We start from the raw sequence: 17472 nt of genomic DNA on the forward strand, positions 1-17472 counted from the left end.
ATGACACCCGCCCCGTCGCAGACAGACCTCACCGCCGGAGCGACTGCCCGAAGCCGGAGGCAAGAGGCATACGCAACCCCAGCGGCGGCGGCGCGGCCAACGCATCCTCCAAGGGGCGGGCGAAGTCCGCACCGAACAGCACCCCCATCACGAAGTCCGAGGCCAGCGCGAGGACTTCGGCCTGATGCTGGTGCAACCGATGCCCGTCGGAGTGCACTTCGAACCGGCACACGTCCCGGTTCGCCTTCTTCGCCCGCTCCGCGAACCGGAACGACAGCTCGGGGTCGGTCCGTTCGTCGTTCGTGCCGTGTACGACGAGGACCCGCCGCCCCACGAGCTGCTTCACCGGCTCCGGCGGCGCGGCCATGTCGTCCTCGGGCAGCCAAGGGGCCAGCGCCAGAACGGAGTTGACCGCCGCGTGCCCGCCGGCCCGCAGCGCCGCGCGGCCGCCCATGTCCACCCCCGCCAGACAGATGGGGACGTCGCCGTAGAGCCGCACGATCTCGTCCGCCGCCCAGTTCGCGTCCCGCGCGAGATGCGCCTGCGCTCCGTTCCAGCCCCGGCAGCCGTAGTGCACGACATGCGTGGCGAGGCCCGCCGCGCGGCCGTCGTGGGCGAGTCTGCGGCCGAGGGCGCGGACGCCGCCCGCGGCCAGCGGGGACGGCTTGCGGGTGGACGTCTCGGTGCCACCGGGCAGCAGGAGCACCACTCCGCTGACCGCCGAGGGCGCCGTCCCGATCGCGCGCCCGAGCCTGGCCGCGCCCGCCGGCCCCGCGGTCCCTTGCTGTGCCATGACAGAACAGTGTCAGAAGCCATGGTGTACGCCACCCGTCCGCAGGGTCACTGTTACGTATCGACCAGTGAGTTCTACGCGCGTAGGGGCTACAGTGCCGAAATGACGAGCCAGACTCACACCACCGGTCACACGGACCGTGAAACGCCCAGCGCCGAACAGATCCGCCGCGCCCCCAAGGTGCTCCTGCACGACCACCTCGACGGCGGCCTGCGCCCCGGCACGATCGTCGACCTCGCCCGCGAGACGGGGTACGACGGCCTGCCCGAGACCGATCCCGACAAGCTCGGGATCTGGTTCCGCGAGGCGGCCGACTCCGGCTCCCTGGAGCGCTACCTGGAGACCTTCGCCCACACCTGCGCGGTGATGCAGACGAAGGACGCCCTCAAGCGCGTGGCCGCCGAGTGCGCCGAGGACCTCGCCGAGGACGGCGTGGTCTACGCCGAGATCCGGTACGCCCCCGAGCAGCACCTGGAGAGCGGCCTCACCCTCGAAGAGGTCGTCGAGGCCGTCAACGAGGGCTTCCGCGAGGGCGAGCGCCGCGCGAAGGCGAACGGCCACCGCATCCGCGTGGGCGCGCTGCTCACCGCCATGCGGCACGCCGCCCGCGCCCTGGAGATCGCCGAACTCGCCAACCGCTACCGCGACTTGGGCGTCGTCGGCTTCGACATCGCGGGCGCCGAGGCGGGCTTCCCTCCCACCCGCCACCTCGACGCCTTCGAGTTCCTCAAGCGCGAGAACAACCACTTCACGATCCACGCGGGCGAGGCCTTCGGCCTGCCGTCGATCTGGCAGGCCCTGCAGTGGTGCGGCGCCGACCGCCTCGGCCACGGCGTGCGCATCATCGACGACATCGAGATCGCCGACGACGGCACCGTGAAGCTCGGCCGCCTCGCCTCCTACGTGCGCGACAAGCGGATCCCCCTGGAGCTCTGCCCGACCTCCAACCTCCAGACGGGCGCCGCCACGTCCTACGCCGAGCACCCCATCGGCCTGCTGCGCAAGCTGCACTTCCGCGCGACGGTGAACACCGACAACCGCCTGATGTCGGGCACCAGCATGAGCCGCGAATTCGAGCACCTGGTCGGTACTTTCGGCTACACGCTCGACGACATGCAGTGGTTCACAGTCAATGCGATGAAATCAGCATTCATTCCTTTCGATGAACGACTGGCCATGATCAACGACGTGATCAAGCCCGGCTACGCCGAGCTGAAGTCCGAATGGCTGTTCCGCCAGACCGTCTCGACCAGCGCTTCTGCCGGGAACTGACGGACGTTCGTTCGCCTTTGCGCACGGCGTCAGCGGCCGGGAGTCATCGACTCCCGGCCGCTTTCCGTTGATTGCGGCCCGTGATCGGGGCTGTTTACGGTCGTTGAACCGCTCAAAGCCCCCCCCAAGCAAACCGCTCAGCAAAGACGTTAAGGACGCATTGAAGATGAAGCAGTCTGCCGCCAAGACCCTCGGTGTCGCCGCCCTCGGTGCCGCCTTCGCCGCCGCCGGTGCCGGTGCCGCGAACGCCGCCCCGGCCGTCCCCGACGCCGCCGCGGCCCTCGGCACCGTCTCCTCCGTGCTCCCGCTTGAGGACGCCGCGAAGACCCTGCCCGCCGGCGCCCCCGAGTCCCTGGCCGCCGGGCAGAACGCCCTCGCCAGCGGTCTGAGCACCGCCAAGCCCACCGTCGAGCAGACCGCCCCCGCGGTGGGTCTCGCCGGCGACAAGGCCGGGCCCACGCCCGGCGGCGACCCGGTCTCGGGTCTGCTCGGCGGCCTGCCGGTGAGCAGCAGCAGCCTGCCGGTCGGCGGCGCGGGCGGCGGCCTGCCGGTCAGCATGGTCTGACGCTCCTTCCCGTACGTACGCCGATGGGGCGCCCCTCACGAAGAGGGGCGCCCCATCGGCGTACGTACGGGAAGGGCCGGGGTCACCAGGCCTGGCGGGCCTTGCTCTCGGAGGGCAGCAGGACCCACAGCGCGATGTAGAGCAGGAACTGCGGGCCGGGCAGGAGGCAGGAGAGCACGAAGATCACGCGCATCGTCGTCGCGGAGGTGCCGAAGCGCTTGGCCAGGGCTGCGCACACTCCGCCGATCATCCGGCCGTGGGTGGGGCGGGCAAGGGCGGTCATGTCGGGCTCCTTCGCGAACCGTCGGTGTGAGGCTTCCTCGTCGGCCTCGATGACTCAAAGGTATGTTCGCGAAGCAGGCCAAAGCATCGCTCTACGGTGCGATACCGACCCTGGGAATCGTCGGGGTCGGCCCCTGAGGGGCGTCCTCCCGCAGGAGGGCCGCGCGGTGCTCCCCGTCCTCACGGCGACGGAGCCTGGCCCGGGCCGCGGGCACGATCGCCACGTGCGCGAGCGCCACCCCGAGGGTGTTCAGGAGCAGCGAGTCGATGTCGACGACCTGTCCGGGGACCCCGGTCTGCAGCAGTTCGATGCCCAGCGAGAGCAGCGCCCCGGCCGCGACCGTACGCACCAGCGAACCCCACGGCGAGACGACGAGCCGCCCGCCGGCCAGCGGCAGCAGCACCCCGAGCGGGGCGAGCAGCAGCGTGCTCTCGCCGATCCGGCGGGCCGCCTGCAGACCGCCGAGCGCCAAATCCGCCTTGATCCCGGCGAGAGGCTGCAGATTCGCGGCACTCACCCAGGGGACGTCCAGCGGACGCAGCGTGATCCACCCGACGAGCAGGAGGTGCGCGACGAGGAGGAATCCTCCCGCCGCGCGGAAGCGGATGGCGGCAACACGGCCGCCCGAGCCTTGACGCACGCCCCTCAAGACGTCCCGGGCGGCGGGATCGGTTCCGCGTAACAGAGGCGGTTACGCGCCGGTTACCGAAGGGTTTCCGAGGGCGGGGCCACCGTCCCGGGCCGGGACCGGACCTCCGCGCCGCACTCGTACTCGCGCAGCGGGGCGTCCGCGGGACCGCCCATGATCACCGAGTCCTCGCCCGACGACGCCGCGCTGTCGGCCAGTGTGCACACGATCTGTGCCAGCGCGAACGCCGACAGGTCCTCCGGCGGCGTACTGAAGCGCAGGGTGTCGGCGGGGTCGCCCGCGCGCGGCCCGGTGACGGTGACGCCGCCGCGCACGTCCGTCGCGAAGCCCGCCTGCTTCTCGGGCTCCGACGGGGTCGCCGCCAGCTCGTCGAGGAGCGCCTGGGCGATGTGCACCCGGTCGGTGTCCGCCTTGTCCGTGCGGATCTGCGCGGTCCGGTCGACGCTCACCAGCTGGGCCGCGCACACCAGGAAGACCTGCACGGGCACGCCGTCGCCCGACTGCGAGGCGATGCTGGAGCCCGACATCACGCACGGCACCCGCGACGGGGCGGGGCCGTAGTCGGTCGGGACCTCCGTCGACCTGATCCCGCACCCGGCGAGCGCCGCGGTGAGCCCGACGGCGGCGGCCACGGCACGGATCCGTCGCCCGTTCATGCCTGGCTCCCTTCGGCCCGGTCGTCCTCGGCCCGGCCCGCGCCGTCGCCCTCGGCCTCGCTCCCGCCGTCCCGCGGCAGCCACAGCGTGAAGACCGCGCCGCCCTCCGGGGAGTTCGCGGCGGTGATCTCGCCGCCGTGGACGTGGGCGTTCTCCAGGGCGATGGAGAGGCCCAGGCCGCTGCCCTCGGACCGCGGGCGGGACGCGCTCGCCTTGTAGAAGCGGTCGAAGACGTGCGGCAGGACGTCCTCGGGGATGCCGGGGCCGTGGTCACGTACGGAGATGACGAGCTTCGCGTCCTCCAGGCGCACCGACACCTTCACCGGGGAGCCGCCGTGCTTGAGGGCGTTGCCGATGAGGTTGGCCAGGATCACGTCGAGGCGGCGCGGGTCGAGGCGGACCGTGATCCCGCGCTCGGCGTCGAGCTCGACCGCGTCCAGCCAGGCGCGGGCGTCGATGCACGCGGTGATCTGGTCGGCGATGTCGACGTCGTCGAGGACCAGGCGCGCGGTGCCCGCGTCGAAGCGGGTGACCTCCATGAGGTTCTCCACGAGGTCGTTCAGGCGGCGGGTCTCGCTCACCACCAGGCGTACGGCCGGCTCGATCATCGGGTCCACGGAGCCGGTCTCCGCGTCGAGCTCCTCCTCCAGGACCTCGGTGACGGCGGTGATCGCGGTCAGCGGGGTGCGCAGCTCGTGCGACATGTCGGCGACGAAGCGCCGGGACGCCTCGTCACGGGCGCTCATGTCGGCGACCTTCTTCTCCAGGTTCTCGGCGGTTCTGTTGAACGTCCGGGAGAGATCGGCCAGTTCGTCGGTGCCCGACACCCTCAGTCGGGTGTCCAGCTTGCCCTCGCCGAGCCGCCGCGCGGCAACTCCCAGGCGGTGCACGGGTTTGAGCACGGTGGTGGCCGCGGCCTGCGCGAGCAGCGCGGAGCCGATCAGCGCGAGACCCGTGGCGATGGCCAGGGACCAGCCCAGCGAACTGAGGTCCTTCGCCTCCGGTTCAAGGGACTTGAGCATGTAACCGGTGGGGCCGCCGCCGATCACCGTGGCGCCGCCCACCAGATAGGGGGTGCCGTGGTCGACGGTGCGCTGCCAGTACAGGTGGTAGGGGCTCTTGTTGCCCGAGGTGATCGCCTGCTTCTTGTTCACCGCCTTCTGCAGCGACTGAGGGACCTTGGCGAGCGTGAAGGCGTCCAGGTCGGAGTAGCCGACGATCTGGCCGCCGCCCTTCTTCTCGGCGACCAGGAGCACGCTGTAGCGCTGGCTGCTGTTCGCCATCTGCGCGGCGGTCGCCTGCAGTTCCTCCTGCGAGGGGTTGGTCGGCAGCGCCCCGGCGCGGTTCTGCATCTGCTGGCGGAAGTCCTTGAGCGCGGCGTCCTGCGCACGGGTGAGCACGGCCTCGCGGTTGAGCCAGTACGCGATGCCGGAAGCGGAGACCGCGGCGGTGAGCGCCACGAGCCCGAACACGACGACGAGCCTGAGCCGCAGGCTCGTGAAGCGCAGCCCCGCCAGTATGGCCTTGCGCGCCGCGGCCCAGCCGCGGAGCTTGTCCTGCGGTTTGGTCACTGAGGCGTGTCCAGCCGATAACCGACGCCGCGCACCGTACGAATGAGGGTCGGCGAGGACGGCACGTCCTCCACCTTCGCGCGCAGCCGCTGTACGCACGCGTCGACGAGCCGGGAGTCACCGAGGTAGTCGTGCTCCCACACCAGGCGCAGCAACTGCTGCCGGGACAGGGCCTGTCCGGGCCTGCGGCTCAGTTCGAGGAGGAGACGCAGTTCGGTCGGCGTGAGCTGGAGGTCCTCGCCGTTCTTCGTCACGGTCATCGCGGCCCGGTCGATCACGAGCGAACCGAACGTCGCCGCGTCGTTGGACTCGCGCTCACCGCGCCGCAGCACGGCGCGGATGCGGGCGTCGAGCACCCGTCCCTGCACGGGCTTGACCACGTAGTCGTCGGCGCCGGACTCCAGGCCCACCACCACGTCGATGTCGTCGCTGCGCGCGGTGAGCAGGATGATCGGCAACTGGTCGGTGCGCCGGATGCGACGGCACACCTCGAACCCGTCGATGCCCGGCAGCATCACATCCAGCACGATCAGGTCCGGCCGCTGCTCACTGAGCAGTTTCAGGCCGTCCTCGCCGGTGGCAGCAGTGGCCACCCGATGTCCCTGGCGCGTCAGCGAAAGCTCCAGGGCCGTCCGGATGGCGTCGTCGTCCTCGATCAGCAACAGGGAAGGCACGGACGTCATTCTGTCCCATGCCACGGCCCCAGTTCGACTGCTGGAGCGCTCCCACACCGCACCCTCACGCGCGGAAGGGGGTGCAAGGCGCTGTGACAGGCCTGTGACAGTCGACGGACACCGTCATGAAGTGGGTCGGGCAGAGTTTTGGTCACACGCAAGAAGCCGGACTCCACCGACGGGGGGCGCGAGATGAATACGCTGCACAGCACCAGCTCAAGCGCAGTTGTCACGCGTCTCCACGACGTCGGACGGGGATCTGAGAAGTCCGGTGCCGTGAGCGGGCGGGGGTGCGCTCGCGGCACCGGGCGTCAGCACACCGGGTTCATGACGGTGGTTGACGCGTTCCAGGGGAGCCACGGGGGATGCGGGGCTCACGGGGGAACGGACGGGGGAGCTCACGGGGGAGCCGCGTACGGGGAGGACTCGGGGGAGCGGAAGTCGCTGTCGGAGGCGGAGTTCACCGCCTACGTCCAGGAGCGCCGCGCCTCCCTGTACGCAACCGCCTACCACCTGACCGGTGACCGCTTCGAGGCCGAGGACCTGCTGCAGAGCGCCCTCTTCTCGACGTACCGGGCCTGGGACAGGATCAGCGACAAGGCCGCGGTCGGGGGCTACCTCCGCCGCACCATGACCAATCTGCACATCAGCGCGTGGCGCCGCCGCAAGCTGAACGAGTACCCGACCGAGGAGCTGCCGGAGACGGCGGGCGACACGGACGCGATGCGTGGCACGGAGCTGCGCGCGGTTCTCTGGCAGGCCCTGGCCCGCCTTCCCGAACTGCAGCGCACGATGCTGGTCCTGCGTTACTACGAGGGCCGCACCGACCCGGAGATCGCGGACATCCTCGACATCAGCGTGGGCACGGTGAAGTCCAGCATCTGGCGGTCGCTCCGCCGGCTGCGCGAGGACGAGGTCCTCAGCTTCGGCCGTGACCAGGAGGAGTCCTTCGGCGAGTTGGTCGCCTGAGGATTGGGGGGACGGGGGAAAGCACGGGGGAAGTACGGGGGCCGCCGCTCCGGGGGGACGCGGCGGAAGCACGGGGGAAAGTCAGCGGGACCGGAAGGCCGGGGGGTCTTTCCGGTCCTTCTGCATGTACGGGGTGTTCTCAGGGGGTACGAGACTCCGGCCCCGTCACGAACCGCTCCGCACCCGTGCCTTCACGCACCGTCCGGCCGCGGCCGCCGCGACCCGCCCCAGGGCTTCCTCCTTGCCGCAGGCGTACGCGCCGAGGGCGGTCTGCCGCGCCACGATCGCGCGCTCGGCCCGCATCAGCCGCCACCCGCGCCGCAGCAGGAACGGCACGGACTTGCGCCCCTCGCGCAGATCCCGGAGGAGCCGGCGGCGGAACGTGGTGGAGGGGCGCCCCCGCAGACAGATCGCGTCGGCGAGCACGCCGAGCTCCCTGCACCGCTCGACGATGTCCGCCGCGAAGATGCCCTCCGCGATGAACAGGGGCGTGCGCTCGATGTCGAGGGCCTCCTGCCCGACGCGCGAGCTGGTGGCGATGTCGTACACCGGGACCGTCGTGCGGCCCGTGCGGCACAGCTCCTCGATGGCGGCGACCGCGACGTCCGCGTCCCAGGACGCCGCGGAGTCCCAGTCGATGTCCGAGCTGCCCGGCACCTGCGGCAACGTGGGGTCGTCGGCCTCCTTGTAGAAGTCGTCCAGACACAGGACGGGCAGTCCGGAGCGGGCGGCGAAGGACGACTTGCCCGAGCCGGAGGGGCCGGCGAGCAGCACGACGCGGGTGGGTATCGGGGGGTGGGATCCCAAAGCAGTGAACCTTTTCACCTGGGGTTTTGCTGGCGAATCGGCGCAGTGCAGGAGGCCCGTTGGACCGCATCTCCCGACACGGCTCGTCAGCGTGGTCGGGAGTCATTATCAACCGAGGCGTAAAGGGTGCCCAGCCTGAGGAGGCAGACGGCTCCGCCCGCCTCTGACGGACGCGTCCCGGACCTGGCCGGCGTGCCCTGACCGGCGTGCCCTGAGGGGATGCCCGGCTTCCTACGCCTTGAAGGCCTCGAAGTCGATCGCGGCGAGACGCTGCGGGTCCAGCAGGATCTGGATCTGTGTGATCCGGCCCTCCCTGATGGCGAAGCCCATGACGGACACGGGCGTACCGGAGCGGTCGACCAGCACGCCAGGGGCGCCGTTGACGACGACGGGGGTCACTGTGGCACCGGGTTGGCGGAACAGCGCGGCCCGCTCCGCCACGAGGCGGGCTCCGCGGATCGTGGCTGTGGCCGAGGAGAGCGCGAGTCCGCCGTCGGCGCGGAGTTCGACCTCCGGGGCGAGTGCGGCCACCAGGCCGTCCAGATCGCCGTTCCGCGCCGCCGCGAAGAAGGCGTCGACCAGCAAGCGCCGGGTCGCGAAGTCTCCGCCGGACTCCACTTCGTGTGTGCCCTGAACCCGGCGGCGTGCCCGGCTGGCGATCAGCAGCGCGAGGCTGACCGATTCGCTCAGCAGCGCTTCGTCCTCGGGGCCGTGCGAGGGGTCGTGGCCGACGACGGGATCCGGCAGATGGACGCCGACCGGGTCCTCCGGCCGCGCGGCGCGTGAGCGCAGGACGTTCAGGCAGATCCGGCCGATCACCGTGGTCTTGCACGGTCACACTCCTCGGTCATGAGGGGTCATCACTAGTGGGCCGCCGGCCGGCCCACTGATCGTGAATCCGACGTGGAGCACCGATGATCACTTCATTGCATATCGCACGCACCTTGCGGGAGGAGGCGGCATGAGCTTCACCCTCACCGAGACGCGGCGTAGGCGTCTGACCCTGTTTGCCATGTGCATGGCAATATTCATGACCTCACTCGACCTGACCATCGTGAACGTGGCGCTGCCGGCGATGCAGAGTGAACTGCACATGAGCGCTGCCGAGTTGGAATGGGTGATCAGCGCGTACTCGCTCAGTCTGGCCGCTGTCATCCCGGCCGGCGGGGCACTCGGTGACCGGTACGGCCGCAAGCGCGTCTTCCTGACAGGGATGATCGTCTTCCTGGTCGGCGTGATCGCCTGCGCGGTGGCATGGAACGCGGTCTCGCTCATCGCGTTCCGTGCCGTGCAGGGAGTCGGCGGTGCGGCGATGCTTGCCCTGGGGCTGTCCATCATCACGGAGACCTACCCGAAGGAGCGGCGTGCCAGTGCGATCGGGGCCTGGGCGGCCATCGGCGGCACCGGATTCGGCGCCGGACCGGTGGGGGGCGGCATCCTGCTCACCTTCTTCAGCTGGCCGTCGGTGTTCTGGGTCAACCTTCCCTTCGCCGCGCTGGGCATCGCCTGCACGCTTGTCGCGGTCCGCGAGTCCCGTAACCCCCAGGCCCGCAAGCTCGACGTGCCGGGCATGGCGCTCAGCTCGCTCGGGCTGGTCGGTCTCACGCTCGGTTTCGTCGAGTCGTCCAACCACCCGTGGGGCGGGCCCCTGGTGGCGGTGCCCTTGGCTGCGGGGGCGGAGCTTCGTGAGCGCGTCGGGCGTCTACATGCTCTGTTACGGAGGGATGAGCGGCGCACTGTTCTGGGTGACGCTGTACTTCCAGAACGTCGCGGGCTGGTCGGTCCTGCGTACGGGGCTGTCGTGGCTGTTCATGAACATTCCGTTCCTGGCCATGGCGCAGTTCGGCGGACGGCTGGACGCCCGTTTCAAGGCGGCGACCGTGGCCACGTGGGGCACGCTCACGGCCGCGGTCGGCGTGTTCCTGCTCAGTCGCGCGGGAACGACCCCGTTCGCCGTCAGCGCCCTCGGGTACGCGCTGTACGGCGGGGGGTTCGGCACGTTCGTTCCCGTGGTGACCCATGTGGCCATGCGCGACGTCCCCGCAGGGGTCTCCGGAGCGGCCTCCGGTGTCCTGAACGCAGCACGGCAGATCGGGTCCTCGGTGTGCCTCGCGGTGCTCGGCACCGTGGGCGTCAACGCGGCCGTCTCCACCTGGCAGGGCGAAGTGTCCGAGGTGGACGGGCCCTGCGTGAAACGGCGGCCGCGCAGGGGCACGACGTGGGCAGCGGACGCGTGCGGAGCGTGGTGGACGCGCTGGGCGCCCCCTTCAGGCAGTCGGCCGTGACAGGAGATGGCTCCCCCCCCCGACGGAGCACGTGATCCGTAGCGCGACGGAGAAGGGGCACCAAGGGGAGGCGAAAGCCGGGTTTCCCTTGGTGCCCTTCTCGACCCTTCACGGCAGTCGCGAGGTTCTCCCGTTTCTCACTTGGGACGTACACCTGGGACGTACACCTGGGACGTGCAAGTCGCCTTGCCGAGAAGGCGGTTACCGTCCGCCGGCGGGGACAGGCAGTCGGTAGGTGTCGAGGTCGACGGGTCCCGGGAGGTGGGACGCGGGGCGCCCGGGCGCTGTCGTCGCCGTGGGCATCTGCCGCTGTGGGGCCGGAGCGGCGACCTCCTTGAAGGAGATGCCCGGGGGTGCCTCGACGGTACGGGGCCCGCCCGGCTCGGTCAGGGGTTTGTCCTGGCCCGGGCAGGCCGACACCGCGCGCGGCAGCCGTGCCGGGCTGGTCGGTGCCGTCCCGTTGTCCGCGAAACAGTTGCCGCCGGTGCGGCGCGCCTCCAGGACCAGGGCCGTGTCGCGCCGGCCGATGGCGTTGCCCGTGACGCGGTTGGCCTTGACGGGGTAGCCCTGGACGTCGCTGAGGACGAAAGCGGCGACCTTGTGGCCCTCGACGCGGTTGCGCTCGAAGCGGTTGCGGGTGCCGCCGCCGACACCCACGCCGATGCCGTATCCGCCCTCCGCCTGTTCGGGGCTGCGGTCGTCGTTGTTGTCCGTGATGGTGTTGCCGACGACGACGGCGTCGTGCTGCGGGCCCAGTGCCTCCAGGTTGTTGGAGTTGACCGTCATGCCCACGCGGTTGCGGCGCATCACGTTGCCGAGGAAGTACAAGTCCCTTGACGCGTTGGTGACTTCGACGCCGATCGCGTTGTGCTCCAGCGTGTTGTTCCGCACCACCGTGTCGCACGGGTCGCACTGGCCCACGTAGATGCCTGAGTCGGACTGGCCGGACGCGTAGGAGTGCTCGATGACGCCGCTGCGGGCGTCGAAGGCGTAGATCCCGTACAGGGCGTTGTTGTACGCGGTGACGTACGACGCGCGAAAGCCCTTCAGAGGAGGGAACTTGGCGGTGTCCAGGGGGTCGTAGCCGGCGCCGCCCGCACCGGATCCCTGGAGGCGCTCGTCGGTCACCCCGGTGAACAGGACGCCGTTGGCGAGGTGGTTGCGCACCGTCAGGTTCTCCACCACCGAGGACTTGCCCGTCACGGTCACGCCGTTGGCCCGCTTGAACTCCCCGTCGATGACGGTCCGCGAGCGGTCGGCGCCGCGCAGCGTCACCCCGGGCCGCCGGACGGCCACGGACTCCCGGTAAACCCCCGAAGAGACCAGTACCACGTCGCCCGATCGTGCGACATCAACTGCCTTCTGGATTGACGGGTATTGCCCCGGTACGCGCAGCATGGCGGGTGGTCCGGTCGGCCCCGGCCTGTCGTCGGAGCCGGAGAAGCCGCAGCCGGGCAGGGCCGAGAGCGCTGCCCCGGCCAGGACGGCGGCGCCCAGGCGCAGGGCTCGGCGCCAACGGGACGATGGGACATGACATTTCATGACAACTGGCTTCATGTCGCAAAGGTGTACCGTCATGCCTGCCTTCCGGCCCACGATGGCGCGCACTCTGTTGAGGAGTACCGGTGACCGCTCCGCCGTCCCTGCCCCGCCGCTCCCTGCTCACCGCCACGACCGTCGCTCTGGCGGGGGCGAGCGGCTGCGCGTCCCGCCCGACCGGCCCCGACGACGAACCTCCGCAACGCCGCGTCCAGGCCGGAGTCTCGGAGGCGCAGCCCCGCCATGTCCTCCTCGTCGCCTACGACGTACGCGCGAAAGACCGCGGCAGAGCGGCCGCGGACGGTGTGCGCCGCGCCCTCGCCGCGTGGTCGACGCACCCGGCACGGCGCGTGACGCTCACGGTGGCCGCCGGACCCGGCCTCTACCGCAAGCTCGGCCTGCCCGCCCCCGACGGCCTGCGCGACCTGCCCGCCTTCCCGGGCGACCGCCTCGAGGCACGGCGCAGTGGCGGCGATCTCCTGGTCCAGCTGTGCGCGGACGACCCGCTGGCCTGCCGCCGCGCCGCCGCCCGGCTGACCGATCAGGCGAAGGACGCCCTCGGCCCGCGCTGGCGGCAGAGCGGATTCCTGCCGCCGCACGCCGTCCACGAGACCCCGCGCAACCTCTTCGGGTTCAAGGACGGCACCGAGAACCCTCCGCCGGGCGAACTGCCCCGCTGGGTGTGGAACAACGAGGGCGGCACCCACCTCGTCTACCGCCGCGTCCACATGGACGTCGACCGCTTCACGGCGCTGCCCACGGACCGGCAGGAGGACGTGATCGGCCGCCACCGGGGCAGCGGCGCACCGCTGGGCGCCCGCATGGAACACGACGCCGTCGACCTGTTCGCCAAGACCCCGCAGGGCCGCTACGTGATCCCCGTCGACGCCCATGTCCGCCTGGCGCACTCCCGCCTCGACGGCGGGGCCCGCATGCTCCGGCGCGGCTACTCCTACGACGACGGCGGCGACGACAAGGGGCTGCTCTTCATCGCGTACATGAAGGATCCGTCGCTCTTCGTCCGCGTCCAGCAGCGGCTGGCGGACGAGGACGCCATGAGCGCCTTCACCGAACACCGCGCGTCGGCCGTCGGCTACGTCCTGCCCGCGCCCGGACCGGGCGAACACCTGGGCGACCTGCTGGCCTGACCCGGCCCGTCCCGGAAACAGGAAGGACCCCGCATTGTCCAGGGACTCGCTGTCGTGGCTCCAGGAGAAGCTGGGCCGGCTGCGCGGCCTGGAGCCCGACCCCGACCCGGCGCTGCCGCCGCCCGACGACCCCTGGCAGCCCGACACGGCGTTCGTCATCGCCCTCGCGCTGATGATCGGCGAAGCGCTGATCGCCAACGGCGCGTCCGCGGAGGAGACGGCCGCGGGCATGATGACGACGGCGGAGTCCTTCGGGCTCCACTGGTGCGAGCCGGACGTGACGATGTGGGTGGTGTCCCTGTCGGGCCGGTTGCCCGGTGACCCCCGGCCGCTGGTGGAGCAGCGGGTCATCCGCCGCAGGACCAACGACTTCACGGCGCTCGGACAGGCGCACCGCCTCGTGAAGGAGATCAGCGAGCGGAGGGTGACCGCGACCGAGGCGCGGGAGCGCGCGATCGCCCTGAGCCCGCCGCCCGAGGGCGAGGTGCGCAAGGGCCGGGCCGCCCGGTGGGGGATCGCGGCGGCGCACAGCGGGGTCGTCGCCGCGTCGGGAAGTCTGCTCGCGGGCGGCGACCTGCTGGTCGTCGCCCCGTCCTTCGTCGCCGCCACGCTCGCCGGATACCTCACCGGCGTCCTGTCCGCCCTGGGCGTCCTGCCCTTCTACCGATTCGCGCTGGCCGCCATGCCCGCGGCCGTCTTCGCCTATGTCGCCGATCTCCTCGGGCACGGCGACATCAGCCCGGCCCTCGTCGTCGGCGGGGTCCTTTCGCTGCTGCCCACGCTCACCATGGTGGGCGCGGTGCAGGACGCGCTGGCCGGGCACTACCTGACCGCGTACGCCCGGGTGATGGACGCGGCGCTGGTGTTCGTCGCGATCGTCGCCGGCATCGGGGTGGTCCTCGTCGTCGCCACCAAGAACGGCCAGGACCTGCCGCTCCTGTCGCACGGCACCACCATCGACTACTTCTCCTGGCGCTTCGCGGGCGCCGCGGTGTTCGCCGTGGCGATCGCCTCCCGGATGGGGGTGCCGCCCCGCCAGTGGTTCACCGTGCTGCTGCTGGGGGTGGGCGGTGTCCTGACGTACGTCGCCCTGCGCGACGCGGGCTACTCGCGCATGCTGACCACCGGTGTCGTCGCGATGGGCATCAGCCTCGCGGGGCGGCTCGTCGCCCGGCGTACGGGGGACTCGGCGCTGCCCCTGGTCATTCCGGCCGTCACACCGCTGCTGCCGGGCAGTGTCCTCTACCGCGCCCTGAGCGAGCTCGCCGTCAGGGACTCCGACGACGGCGTCACACACATGGTGCAGGCCATCGCCTTGATGGTCGTGCTGGCCACGGGGGTCAGCTTCGGCAACGAAGCGGCGTATTTCTTCCGGCAGTTGCGCCGCCGGTGGGCCAAGGCGTGATGGCGGATCGATTTTCCGTTCTCTCGATTCCCTGTTCCTTCGACCCCCTGTTCCTTCGGCCGGATGGATGCGCGACGCATTCCGTATTGATCATTTCCTGGCGCGCCTCCTGAACTCTCCCGGGGGAAATGTGCAGTTTCGATGGGGTTCTCGAATTCGAGATCAGAGAGGACAACCGTGGAACTACATATGAAGCGGCGAGCGCTGTGCAGCATGACGGTGCTGCTCACCGCCGCTACCGCCGGGGCCGGCCTGCCGGCCTTCGCCTCGGCGGCCCCACAGGCCCGCGACGCGGGTGACGGCTCTGTCAAGGTCCGCGTCGTCCGTGCCGTGGACGCCAACGGCGAATGGGACAAGGCGCTGGAGCCCGGCATGTCCGGGGTCCAGGTGGTTCTCACCGACGCCGACGGCAAGAGCATCACGGGCAAGACCGGGGCGGACGGCACCGTCAGCCTCGCTCCCGGGACCAAGCTGAAGGGCGGCAAGTACCGCGTCGAGGCGAAGAACCCCAAGCCGGGCGTGCTCTTCTCGGGCTTCGCCCAGCCCAAGGACGACCTGGGCGACCCGAACATCATGTCCTCGAACGTGGAGTTCGTGGACCTCAAGGGCGGCAAGGACGTCGAGTTCACGACGTCCTTCTGGTACCCGGGCGACTACTGCCAGAAGAACGCCGAGCTGGTGACCGCCTGCATCCGCAAGGACATCGACGGGTTCAACGAGCCCGCCGTCCGGCGCACGCTGGTGGGCTTCCCCTACAACGCCCGCGGCAACAACAACCAGACGACGGACCTGGCGGACAGGGACGCCACGGGTGCGGTGTACGGCATCGGCTGGAGCAAGCCCAAGAAGTGGATCTTCTCCGGGGCGATGACGCGCCGGGCGTCCAAGTACGGTCCGGACGGTCCGGGTGCCATCTACCTCACCGACCGCGAGAGCCAGCAGACGACGCTGTTCACGAAGGTCCCCAACGTCGGCAACACCCCGCACAACATGGCCGCCAGCGGCCCGGACGGCTTCGACATCGGCATCGTTCCGGCGGTGACCAAGGAGTCGCTGGGTGACGTGGACGTGACGGACGACGGCAAGGACCTCTACGTCGTCAACCTGAAGGACCGCAAGCTCTACCGGTACGACGCCACCAAGAAGACGGCGTCCGCGCCGAAGGCGTCGTACGCGATCCCCAACCCGGGCTGCAAGGCCGCCGGTGACTGGCGTCCCTTCGGCCTCGGCCTCCAGGACGGCACGGTCTACGTGGGCGGTGTCTGCTCGGGCGAGTCCAGCCAGAGCAAGGCCGACATGCGGGCCGTCATCCAGACGTTCAACCCGAAGAGCGGCACGTTCACCGGCACGATCATGAACGACCGGCTGGACTTCTCCCGCGGTGTCGCCGACGACCTGCCCGGCAGCTGCAAGGGCGCGGGCTGGTTCCCGTGGGCGAACGGCTGGCGCCCCACCCAGAAGGTGAAGACCGCGAGCGGCGAGGTCGAGCAGAGCTGCAGTGCGCGGCACGCCTACCCGCAGCCGATCCTCGGCGACATCATCGTGGACACCGACGGGGAGCTGATCCTCGGCTTCCGCGACCGCTACTCCGACCAGACGGGCAACGGTCTCACCCGGACGCCCGGCGGCGCCGCGGACGCCGACCCGTCCTCGGGCGGTGACATCAACCGCGCGTGCAAGAAGGACGGCAAGTTCGTCCTGGACGGCAACGGCGGCTGCAAGAACAACGCCACCACCGCCAACAACGGCGGCCGTGCGACCCCGGACGGGAGCCTCCCGAAGGAGTACTACCCCGGCGACTACCGTGCCACCTGGCACACGGAGGCCGCCCACTCCGGTATCGCCCTGTCCAAGGTCGAGGACACCATCGCCACCTCCGGCATCGACGTGATCGATGGCACCTGGAACGGCGGCACGATGTTCATCAACCGCTTCGACCCGGCCCGCGCCACGGGCCTGGGCAACCAGCTCACCACCACCTTCGGCAAGGGCGGCTCCATGGCCGACCTGGAGGTGCTCTGTGACGAGGCCCCGTTCCAGATCGGCAACCGCGTCTGGTACGACAACGGCAAGCGGCAGAAGAACGGCATCCAGGACGCGGACGAGAAGCCGGTCGTGGGCGCCACGGTCAACCTCTACGACGCCAAGAACAAGAAGATCGGCACGGCCAAGACCAACAAGCGGGGCGAGTACTACTTCGACTCCACGCTGGTCAAGAACGTCGCCGAGGAGGACTGGAAGTACGGCCGCAAGTACTTCGTCCGCATGGACAACCCGGCCGACTACGCCAAGGGCGGCGTCCTGGAGGGCTACAAGCCCTCGCAGTTCGGCAACGGCGGCAACATGGCCGTCGACTCCAACGGCAAGCCGTACGGCAACGGATTCTCCGCCGCCGACGTCAAGATCGACGGTGCCGGGCAGAACGACCACGACATCGACTTCGGCTTCCACAAGCCGACGAAGATCATCCTGACCAAGGTCAGCGCCAAGGACCGTACGCCCGTGATGGGCGCGGTCTTCCAGCTGTGGCAGGAGACCAACGGCAAGAAGGGCCTGCAGCGCAAGGGCAAGGCCGACAAGCGTCTCGGCGAGTGCGCCACCGACGCCAAGGGCAAGTGCACCTTCTCCAAGATCCTGATCGGCAGCTACTACCTGGTCGAGACCGCCACCCCCGAGGGCTTCATCAAGCCCGTGGGCGCGGCGGCCGTCACGGGGCCGCTCAAGGTCACGCAGAAGAACTGCGAGTTCAACCCGCTCCGGGTGACGCTCAAGAACAAGCCGGAGACGCCGATCAAGAAGAAGTAGTCCGGCTCTCGCTCGACTTGGACTGACTGCGGCAGTCCGCCCCGGCCTCAC

The 17472-nt window shown here is 70.4% G+C and carries 16 protein-coding genes and 1 pseudogene; 8 read left to right on the top strand and 9 right to left on the bottom strand.

Annotated features, from left to right (window positions below):
• Window positions 1–28: 28 nt before the first annotated feature.
• A complete protein-coding gene (locus tag ACZ4D5_RS18620) occupies window positions 29–793 on the bottom strand; it encodes an alpha/beta hydrolase (RefSeq protein ID WP_467773426.1) in 765 nt (254 codons plus the stop codon).
• A gap of 102 nt (window positions 794–895) precedes the next feature.
• On the opposite strand from ACZ4D5_RS18620, the gene ACZ4D5_RS18625 reads away from it, so the two are divergent.
• Both ACZ4D5_RS18625 and ACZ4D5_RS18630 read left to right on the top strand, forming a co-directional pair.
• Entirely contained in the window at window positions 896–2065 is a 1170-nt protein-coding gene (locus ACZ4D5_RS18625) for an adenosine deaminase (RefSeq protein ID WP_467773427.1), read from the top strand.
• Between the two features lie 166 nt (window positions 2066–2231).
• Window positions 2232–2630 (top strand): ATP-binding protein, encoded by a 399-nt coding sequence (locus ACZ4D5_RS18630; protein WP_467773428.1) that lies wholly within the window; start codon window positions 2232–2234, stop codon window positions 2628–2630.
• An 82-nt stretch (window positions 2631–2712) separates the two neighbouring features.
• Here the strand turns inward: ACZ4D5_RS18630 and ACZ4D5_RS18635 are convergent, their stop codons facing one another.
• The 5 genes from ACZ4D5_RS18635 to afsQ1 all read right to left on the bottom strand — a co-directional run bounded on the left by ACZ4D5_RS18635 (window position 2713) and on the right by afsQ1 (window position 6463).
• Window positions 2713–2913: a PspC domain-containing protein gene (locus ACZ4D5_RS18635; RefSeq protein ID WP_055702831.1), complete on the bottom strand. Its 201-nt coding sequence runs from the start codon at window positions 2911–2913 to the stop codon at window positions 2713–2715.
• Window positions 2914–3004: 91 nt separating this feature from the next.
• Window positions 3005–3553, bottom strand: a complete 549-nt coding sequence (locus ACZ4D5_RS18640; protein WP_467773429.1) for a VanZ family protein — start codon at window positions 3551–3553, stop codon at window positions 3005–3007.
• Between the two features lie 62 nt (window positions 3554–3615).
• On the bottom strand, window positions 3616–4218 hold the full coding sequence (locus ACZ4D5_RS18645) for a hypothetical protein (RefSeq protein WP_467773430.1): 603 nt from the start codon (window positions 4216–4218) through the stop codon (window positions 3616–3618).
• The gene (locus ACZ4D5_RS18650) at window positions 4215–5789 is read right to left on the bottom strand and encodes an ATP-binding protein (protein ID WP_467773431.1); all 1575 of its coding nucleotides are present in this window, start codon (window positions 5787–5789) and stop codon (window positions 4215–4217) included. Before ACZ4D5_RS18650 ends, ACZ4D5_RS18645 begins: the two co-directional genes overlap by 4 nt.
• Complete coding sequence (gene afsQ1 / locus ACZ4D5_RS18655; protein WP_362332079.1) at window positions 5786–6463, bottom strand: two-component system response regulator AfsQ1; 678 nt, start codon at window positions 6461–6463, stop codon at window positions 5786–5788. Before afsQ1 ends, ACZ4D5_RS18650 begins: the two co-directional genes overlap by 4 nt.
• 192 nt (window positions 6464–6655) lie before the next feature.
• On the opposite strand from afsQ1, the gene ACZ4D5_RS18660 reads away from it, so the two are divergent.
• Window positions 6656–7432 carry a SigE family RNA polymerase sigma factor gene (locus ACZ4D5_RS18660; RefSeq protein ID WP_467773432.1) on the top strand — a complete coding sequence of 259 codons (777 nt, stop codon included), beginning with the start codon at window positions 6656–6658 and terminating at the stop codon, window positions 7430–7432.
• A gap of 165 nt (window positions 7433–7597) precedes the next feature.
• Here the strand turns inward: ACZ4D5_RS18660 and ACZ4D5_RS18665 are convergent, their stop codons facing one another.
• Both ACZ4D5_RS18665 and ACZ4D5_RS18670 read right to left on the bottom strand, forming a co-directional pair.
• Window positions 7598–8239: a uridine kinase family protein gene (locus ACZ4D5_RS18665; RefSeq protein WP_467773433.1), complete on the bottom strand. Its 642-nt coding sequence runs from the start codon at window positions 8237–8239 to the stop codon at window positions 7598–7600.
• A gap of 231 nt (window positions 8240–8470) precedes the next feature.
• A complete protein-coding gene (locus ACZ4D5_RS18670; protein ID WP_467773434.1) occupies window positions 8471–9058 on the bottom strand; it encodes a sigma-70 family RNA polymerase sigma factor family protein in 588 nt (195 codons plus the stop codon).
• 256 nt (window positions 9059–9314) lie between these two features.
• On the opposite strand from ACZ4D5_RS18670, the pseudogene ACZ4D5_RS18675 reads away from it, so the two are divergent.
• Together ACZ4D5_RS18675 and ACZ4D5_RS18680 are read left to right on the top strand one after the other, a co-directional pair.
• Window positions 9315–9719, top strand: a pseudogene (locus ACZ4D5_RS18675) (MFS transporter); the annotation flags it as partial.
• The gene (locus tag ACZ4D5_RS18680) at window positions 9610–10524 is read left to right on the top strand and encodes an MFS transporter (RefSeq protein ID WP_467773592.1); all 915 of its coding nucleotides are present in this window, start codon (window positions 9610–9612) and stop codon (window positions 10522–10524) included. The pseudogene ACZ4D5_RS18675 and the gene ACZ4D5_RS18680, both read left to right, overlap by 110 nt.
• Before the next feature lie 201 nt (window positions 10525–10725).
• On the opposite strand, the gene ACZ4D5_RS18685 is transcribed toward ACZ4D5_RS18680, so the two are convergent.
• A complete protein-coding gene (locus ACZ4D5_RS18685) occupies window positions 10726–11820 on the bottom strand; it encodes a right-handed parallel beta-helix repeat-containing protein (protein WP_467773435.1) in 1095 nt (364 codons plus the stop codon).
• A gap of 329 nt (window positions 11821–12149) precedes the next feature.
• On the opposite strand from ACZ4D5_RS18685, the gene ACZ4D5_RS18690 reads away from it, so the two are divergent.
• The 3 genes from ACZ4D5_RS18690 to ACZ4D5_RS18700 all read left to right on the top strand — a co-directional run bounded on the left by ACZ4D5_RS18690 (window position 12150) and on the right by ACZ4D5_RS18700 (window position 17421).
• Complete coding sequence (locus ACZ4D5_RS18690) at window positions 12150–13211, top strand: Dyp-type peroxidase (RefSeq protein WP_467773436.1); 1062 nt, start codon at window positions 12150–12152, stop codon at window positions 13209–13211.
• Window positions 13212–13245: 34 nt separating this feature from the next.
• Entirely contained in the window at window positions 13246–14616 is a 1371-nt protein-coding gene (locus ACZ4D5_RS18695) for a threonine/serine exporter family protein (RefSeq protein ID WP_467773437.1), read from the top strand.
• A 189-nt stretch (window positions 14617–14805) separates the two neighbouring features.
• Window positions 14806–17421: an SdrD B-like domain-containing protein gene (locus tag ACZ4D5_RS18700; protein ID WP_467773438.1), complete on the top strand. Its 2616-nt coding sequence runs from the start codon at window positions 14806–14808 to the stop codon at window positions 17419–17421.
• The last annotated feature ends 51 nt before the right edge of the window (window positions 17422–17472 follow it).

It is taken from the genome of Streptomyces sp. NPDC025651, assembly GCF_055558735.1.

Excerpts from the sequence above, each read along its gene's own strand:
- ACZ4D5_RS18620 (WP_467773426.1), bottom strand. The coding sequence starts at position 793 with ATGGCACAGCAAGGGACCGCGGGGCCGGCGGGCGCGGCCAGGCTCGGG.
- ACZ4D5_RS18625 (WP_467773427.1), top strand. The coding sequence starts at position 896 with ATGACGAGCCAGACTCACACCACCGGTCACACGGACCGTGAAACGCCC.
- ACZ4D5_RS18630 (WP_467773428.1), top strand. The coding sequence starts at position 2,232 with ATGAAGCAGTCTGCCGCCAAGACCCTCGGTGTCGCCGCCCTCGGTGCC.
- ACZ4D5_RS18635 (WP_055702831.1), bottom strand. The coding sequence starts at position 2,913 with ATGACCGCCCTTGCCCGCCCCACCCACGGCCGGATGATCGGCGGAGTG.
- ACZ4D5_RS18645 (WP_467773430.1), bottom strand. The coding sequence starts at position 4,218 with ATGAACGGGCGACGGATCCGTGCCGTGGCCGCCGCCGTCGGGCTCACC.
- ACZ4D5_RS18660 (WP_467773432.1), top strand. The coding sequence starts at position 6,656 with ATGAATACGCTGCACAGCACCAGCTCAAGCGCAGTTGTCACGCGTCTC.
- ACZ4D5_RS18700 (WP_467773438.1), top strand. The coding sequence starts at position 14,806 with ATGAAGCGGCGAGCGCTGTGCAGCATGACGGTGCTGCTCACCGCCGCT.